4 protein-coding genes are annotated in these 7,364 nt (G+C 39.2%); 1 reads left to right on the top strand and 3 read right to left on the bottom strand.

What is annotated here, in order from left to right:
- Positions 1–54: 54 nt before the first annotated feature.
- Positions 55–1,566 carry an IS5 family transposase gene (locus tag AC5JMK_RS10625; protein ID WP_495910039.1) on the bottom strand — a complete coding sequence of 504 codons (1,512 nt, stop codon included), beginning with the start codon at positions 1,564–1,566 and terminating at the stop codon, positions 55–57.
- 1,592 nt (positions 1,567–3,158) lie between these two features.
- On the opposite strand from AC5JMK_RS10625, the gene AC5JMK_RS10620 reads away from it, so the two are divergent.
- Entirely contained in the window at positions 3,159–4,538 is a 1,380-nt protein-coding gene (locus tag AC5JMK_RS10620; protein WP_495910038.1) for a hybrid sensor histidine kinase/response regulator, read from the top strand.
- Positions 4,539–4,729: 191 nt separating this feature from the next.
- On the opposite strand, the gene AC5JMK_RS10615 is transcribed toward AC5JMK_RS10620, so the two are convergent.
- Together AC5JMK_RS10615 and acsF are read right to left on the bottom strand one after the other, a co-directional pair.
- The gene (locus tag AC5JMK_RS10615) at positions 4,730–5,371 is read right to left on the bottom strand and encodes a hypothetical protein (protein ID WP_495910037.1); all 642 of its coding nucleotides are present in this window, start codon (positions 5,369–5,371) and stop codon (positions 4,730–4,732) included.
- A gap of 263 nt (positions 5,372–5,634) precedes the next feature.
- Entirely contained in the window at positions 5,635–6,711 is a 1,077-nt protein-coding gene (gene acsF, locus AC5JMK_RS10610; RefSeq protein ID WP_096677959.1) for a magnesium-protoporphyrin IX monomethyl ester (oxidative) cyclase, read from the bottom strand.
- Positions 6,712–7,364 lie beyond the last annotated feature (653 nt).

Below are 7,364 nucleotides of genomic sequence, written 5' to 3'. Positions count from 1 at the left end.
CTTCTATTGACGTTCTTTTACCACAAAATATACTATTTTGGAGATGTTTATTGATTAGTTATTCAAGGAAGGTGAAAACATAAGTTTTTGTTGATTAAAAGTGAGATAAGTATAACCATAGATAATCTTAGGCTGTAAAAAAAATGTATTTGTGAAAAATAGACACAAAAAAGCATTAAACAACCGCAACAGATGAGTAGACAGATTCATCACTAAAAAAGTGATAGCAATCGTAGTAAGAGAAGTATGAGAAAGTTTAGCCATCACTCTACTCAAGCTAAATCTCCTTTTAGCTTGTCCAAACTTTCCTTCAATAGAATTACGAATCCTTTCGTCCTCTTGAGCTTGCTTTTTTTGTTCTTTACTCACAGTTTTTGGCGGTCTTCCTAAAGGAACTCCACTGATTCTAATACCTCGTTCTTTACACCAAGCTCGGTTTTCTCTAGTGCGATAAATTTTGTCAACATGAACTGATTCTGGGTAATAACCAGTGTGGTTTTTAAATGCCTCAACTTGCGTTTTTAAATCGCCTGATTCATTAAAGTTATCCCAACTAATATGGTCTAAAAATACATATCCATTAAAATAACTAGCAGACAGTTTGGCTCCAAACTCCACGGACTTCCCGGCTTTGCCTCGGACAATTGGACGGATATGTGGTTGGCTTAAACTCACAATTCGGTCATCAATGCTCTGCTTTTTATTTTCATACATCCACAGTTGTTGACGGTAAACTTCTGTGACCACGAGCAACATCTTATATTGTCTCTTACTTAAATTGACAAGACTGGCTCTTGATAGCAGTAATTGCTCAATATGAGCTAAATTTCTTTTGATATATTGCAGTTGTTTTTTGATCGCTATTCTTCTGTCTTTTTGAAATACACGACGTTTTTTTGCTACTGCTAAATAATCTTTTCTGGCGACTTCCCGATACGTTCTTGGTTTTTTGCTTAATTCTCCTCTCACTTGTTCATAAAGCAAGTCTATAATTTTTTCTGTCTGCTTTATTGCTTGATTTAATAGCTCTAAATCTGTCGGATAACTAATATCTCCAGGCGCACAAGTCGCATCTAATATTAATTTTCCTCGATTTTTTTGCTCACTTTTTTCTGATTCGGCTTCTGCTGTTTTTTTTTGATTTGATTGAGATGATGTTTCTTTGCACATCTTCTTCACCATCTCTTGATTCACTTTATTGACTAACTCTGCATTAATTCTTTCTCTAAAATGTACTAACATTGAGGCATCGAATGGAGTTTCATTACTATAAGACGACATCCCTATAAAGTACTGTAGATAAGGATTCTCTTTAATTTGTTCTACTGTCTCTCTGTCACTTATCCCTAGTTTTTCTTTGATTATTAATGCTCCTAATGCCATCCGAAATGATTTTGCTGGCGCTCCCATTTCTGTGGAGAATCTTGAAGAATATTCCGACTCAAATTCTTGCCAGGGTATTAAATCAGCCATAATTACCCAACGGTTATCTAATGATAACTTTCCTTCAAATGGAAGTTCAAAACTTTCTGGTTGAATTGGTGTTGATTCTTCTTTTCTGTACATGGTAACTTCGGATACCGCGTTCTCAGACTGACCACTGTGATGCAAGGATTTTCGGCTATTTTACCTTCTTTCCTTGCACCTGAATCTACTTCTAGAGTCTTTTCTTCTACAAACTGTCACCTTTTGTTTCTTTTTCAGCAAGCCCTAATTAGAGCTTACTGAAAAAGACTGTTGTTGGGACTGCTTGAATATCTAAATTAATTGCTATGCGATCGAAACTTAACTTCAAGCTAAAATCTTATATTTGGAGTGGCGATCGCATAGCAAAAGTGTAGCTGGCACTAAATCAGCTTTTGTACTGACTTTCCATTGATTTTATTAACCATAAATTATCGGGAGTAAGTGTGTGATTTACTTGTGACACTGAGACTTATTAATATAATCCCGTTTTTACGTACGCCTAAAATATTTGCTAATTCTCTATAAAGATACTATTTTCAAACTTTTTTACTTAAGTGAATGTTAAATAAATTGCAGGAAAAAATCTCAGGTTTCTATAAAAATAATCTATGATTTAGATAGAAGTTTGCTTAATACAAATAAATATGATCTGTCAAATGATAGATAGAAAAATTTAATTTAAAATTTTACTCTATCAGAGAGCTGAGACGGAACTTAAAAACTTCCTTCGACTCTATCAACACTGAAATAATCATAAAATTTTCCGGTATGTGGGAAACTCAGAGTATGCGCGACCTGAGAGGGAAACGACACGGGCAATTTTAATTGCCTTAAATCTTTAATCCATTACACGGGAGTTGCTTAATTCGGTGTGCTAATGCAATTGCACTTTCGTGCCTTACAATTACTACTTCAAATCTCACAAAGAGCGTACGCATAACGAAGCAAATCGAAGAAATAGAGCCGGGCTTAAAACCCCCTGATTTGGGCGCCCTCTCAAATTCGGGGTCTGAAAACCCCGAATTTGGAGGGAACCCATTAGTGGGCGGTTCGAGATATCCCGAACCAAGCCCGGCTCTATTACACACGCGCCAAATGCGATAACGGTTTTGCTCCAAGGAGCCTTCCCTTACGGGAGTAATGTTAGCCTCGACAATGTTATTGGTCGGTACTATCTGAAAGACACTGACTTAACCCAATAAATCTGTTTAATCTTCCAGTTCTAGAGCAGGAAACTGGCTACGCATTCCCTGGTAGGTCTTTAACTCTTGCCAATAACGTAGTACACAAGGTACTGAGTCTGGTCAACTATTGTCTTAAGTCTTAGGCTAGAAACAAGCGTGTCTTTAGACCTGGGTCGTTGACATTATCTGATCTTCGTTAACCCGGTATTCACAAGTAAGTTCACCAAATAAAACCGGATTCCCATATAACTAGGGCTATTTCATTCTTACCATAATCCGCCCAGAAAGAAATTTCCGAGCTAAGAGCAAAACTCCACTGAAAGTGGACTAAAAGATTTTGGAGTCGTTTTTTTAGACGACTTAAGCTATGCAGCCCAGAATTTGAATTCTTGGCGGACTAGACGAGAATTAAATAACCCTTGCCAATATAACCAAGCTCATGAGCAAACACCAATTCAACTGTTCAACTGTGTCGTAATTGTTGAATAAACAGAGGAAGATTGCAAAGTGAAGGAAGCTCTACGGCAAGTGCGTGATGACTTAGAAAACCGAGTCCAACAAAGAACTAGGCAACTTTTAAACATCAACCAGCAATTCCAGAAAATTCTCGGAAAACTGCACATTACAGAAGAGGAACTACGCCAGCAAAACAAAGAATTAACTGCTACTCGTGAGATGTTGAAGTTGGAACGCCAGCGTTACCAGGATTTGTTTAAGGAGAAGAAAAATCTCGAACAACAATTTTTGCGCGCCCAACGCCTGGAAAACCTTGGTACTCTTGCTAGTGGTATTGCCCACGACCTCAACAATGTTTTTACCCCCATTTTAATGATTTCGCAATTACTACCAATAAAATTGCAGGCTGCTGATGGACAAGCTGAGGAACTATTGGAGGTACTAAGACATACATCCAAGCGAGGATCTGATTTAGTTAAACAAATTCTGGCATTTGCACGGGGGACAGAGGAAAAATGCAATTATTTACAACTTGGACACTTGCTTTTAGAAGCAGCCAAAGTTACTAAACAGACATTTCCCAAATCTATTGAAATCTGTACTGAGATTCCCACTACAAACCTATGGATGGTTGATGCGAATGCAACCCAACTGCATCAAATCTTTATGAATCTTTGTGTAAATGCTCGTGATGCTATGCCCAATGGCGGGATTATCAAAATCTCAGCCAAAAATCAAGTTGTTGATCAAACCTATGCTCAAATGTATCTTGATGCCCATGAAGGGAACTATGTTGTTGTCACCATCTGTGATACAGGGATAGGAATTCCCCCAGAATTCATGGAACACATTTTTGATCCGTTTTTCACCACAAAAGAAACTGGTCAAGGTACAGGATTAGGTCTTTCAACTGTTCTCAGTATCGTTAAGAATCACGGTGGCTTTGTGCAGGTGTTAAGTGAGGTGAACAAAGGTACTCAATTTAAAGTTTACTTACCAGCAGCAAACATTAGCCCCACTAACCAAGCACAAGAGGAGGATACTCCAGCAGGTAACGGAGAATTGATTTTGATCGTCGATGACGAACAAATGCTGCAACAGGTAACTCAAGCATCACTACAAGAAGCTAATTACAAAACCTTATTAGCTAGCAATGGTATTGAGGCGATCGCACTCTATGCCCAGCATAAGCAAAAAATTAGTGTAGTCTTCATTGATATGATGATGCCAACAATGGATGGGTTAATCGCTATCCGTACCTTACAAAAATTGAATCCACAAGTAAAAATTATTGCCACCAGTGGATTGCCTACTATGGAACAGCAGGCTTTGTCAGCTGGTGCTAAGGCGTTTTTATCAAAACCCTACACAGCAAAAGAATTATTAAAAAACTTACACCAGCTAATAACTGATAACTGTCAAAACAAGTAAAAAGTAAAAAGTAAAAAGAAAGATTCCCACTGATAAATCTGTGGGCTTGAAAAAAGGACACCTTTTACCTTGCACTACGTGTCTCGGTAAAATTATGAGTGTTTAAGTGGGCTTGATACCCACAACTGAAGTTTTTTATGAGTGCCTTTTAACTTTTAACTTTTTACTTTTAACTTGGAGCGAAGCGACTGTCAAGGTATCCACTCCAAACCCACTCCTATACTACTATCTTGCTCTTGTTGTGAAGTCCGTTGCTTAAAACCAGTAGATAGACGTAGATTACGAGCGATCGCATAACCAATAGCAGCCGTTGTTAAACCTACCTCTTCTTCGCTACCAGGAGAAATCCAGCTTTGAGTTACAGAAATATCGGCAGCACCACCACGAGATAATACCAACAACAACTTGATACCTATATTTACCCCATCTGTAGAATTATCATTAGTTCGTAAATACTGATATCCTACCAACGGCGCAAAGTTAACATAGCTACCTAAAGGACGTAAATAATAATATAAATCAGTACCATAAGATTCATGCTTACCGTTGAATGCTGACTCATATCCAGCACTCACCGTCAAACCACTTCGACCGATAAATACATCTTCGACACCAAAATTTATTCCCCCTCCCTCTTTCTCAGAAGTGAATCGAGAATAGCCCAGTCGTATCTTAGTGCGAAAACTTGGATCATTCTGAATTTCTGACAATACATTCGGTACTCGACGCCGCCAGCGCTGCAAAACTGGACTTTTTTTAAGAATTTCTGGACTGATATCCAAATCCTGGGCAGACTTACTAGGAGTTTCACACCAAGCGGGGCTAGCTAACACAAGCCAACTCGTACCCAAACCAAAATAGAAAATCAAGTTTTTTGCCCCTTTAGATTTCCAGTCTGAGGCTAAACAAACAAAACCTGCCTTTTTAGGTTTTAAGTTTACTAATACCCTTGTGCAGAATTTGTTTTTGTAACCGCAAATTATATTCGCCAGATTTTGTCTCATTCCTTGGCGTCCTTATCCTCTTTTGTGGTTCATATAAAAAAGTGGCTCTGCTTTCAGCAGAACCACTTAATTTTTAGCAAAACCTAGAGAACTTAGCGCACACTACCTTCAGCAGCAGCAGTATCAATAGGCTTGATGAAATACAAGCGCAGAGTTTGCCAACCGTTGGAGATGTAATAAGGCAGCTTTTGGAAGAATTGTAAGAATTTAGGAGTATTAGAACTAGCGATCGCCGTCAATTTCTCGTTATTCTTTACACAAATTTCCAAGCGATCGTAAAACTCCGGCTTCTCCACATCCAGCATCACGGGGAACACCCGCCCAGCAGTTTCATTTGTCTTCTCAATCACATATTTGTCGTATTCTCGCGCATCCAACCCAATAGAAGCGTAGAAATCTTTGCGCTGAATATCGTTGAGATACATTGTGGCAAATACTGACAGCAAGAAGAACCGACACCACAACCGCGCCTTCCAATCATTTAAGATTTGCGGCTGTGCTTTCATCACAGCATCAAAGAAATCACCGTGGCGGTTTTCATCTTGACACCAGTTTTCAAACCACCGGAAAATTGGATAAACTCTGTCTTCTGGATGTGCTTCCAAGTGGCGATAAATTGTGATATAGCGCCAGTAACCAATCTTTTCAGAAAGATAAGTAGCGTAGAAAATAAATTTCGGCTGGAAGTAGGTGTAATTTTTGCTCTTAGTCAAAAATCCTAAATCCAGGGACATGTTAAAATCTGCCAATGCTTTATTCAAAAAACCAGCATGACGCGCTTCATCCCGCGACATTAGGTTAAAGCACTCTGCCAACACAGGGCTTTTGTCTTTGAGGCGGCGGCTGAGTTCTTTGTATAGCAAAAAGCCAGAAAATTCTGCCGTACAAGAACGCTCTAAAAATTCAACAAATAAGCGGCGAGTATCCCCGTCAATATGATCCCAGGATTGTTCAAAGTCCGTATCCCGAACAAAGTGATGACGGTTGTAGTCAGCGCGGAACTCTTCTAGGATGGCTCTCAACTCGTCTTCATTGACGGAGATATCCATCCGCGCCATCGCATCAAAGTCTGTGGTGTAAAAACGGGGTGTTAACAGGGTTTCTTTTGCCGGTACTTTAATTCCCGGACGCAATTCTTCAAAACCTGGTTTTTTTAGGGAATCTACCATGTTGTGATTGCTCTTGTGTTTTTTTTATTGTTCAATGCCCTAGAAAGCCAAGGTTTTTGCTTTCAGGCCTTGCAACAGACAGAATAATGCATTTTGTGTATTAAAAATCAGTCTAACAAGGCATGGCGTAACAGTATAAGGATAAAACATTAAGAGTTGCAACAAATTTGGGGATTGGGGATCGGGGAGAGGGGGTTGAGGATCAGGTATCGGGAACTACACAATATAATTACACAGATTTTTTTCTGTTCCCCGTTCCCCGTTCCCTGACAGTCGCTTCGCTCCAAGTTAAAAGTAAAAAGTTAAAAGTTAAAAGGCACTCATAAAAAACTTCAGTTGTGGGTATCAAGCCCACTTAAACACTCATAATTTTACCGAGACACGTAGTGCAAGGTAAAAGGTGTCCTTTTTTCAAGCCCACAGATTTATCAGTGGGAATCTTTCTTTTTACTTTTTACTTTTTACTTGTTTTGACCTTCACGAATGAATTTAATTTTGTGTAATACCAATTTTCTGTGAAGCTGCACATTATTTTGACCCCTCCCAACCTCCGACCCCCCTCAGAGGGGGGTTTTACCGCAGGCGGTGGGGTTCTTCATATAGCACTTCTCACTCGATTGCAATACAGTCGGAACCCCACCCCGGCTTTGCTG

It is taken from the genome of Pelatocladus sp. (assembly GCF_059505505.1).
The sequence above is the reverse complement of the archived record's forward strand: the minus strand, read 5'-3'. Positions and strand labels throughout refer to the sequence as shown.

Bases quoted from the DNA above. Each gene is read 5' to 3' on its own strand.
- AC5JMK_RS10625 (WP_495910039.1), bottom strand. From the start codon at position 1,566: ATGTACAGAAAAGAAGAATCAACACCAATTCAACCAGAAAGTTTTGAA.
- acsF (WP_096677959.1), bottom strand. From the start codon at position 6,711: ATGGTAGATTCCCTAAAAAAACCAGGTTTTGAAGAATTGCGTCCGGGA.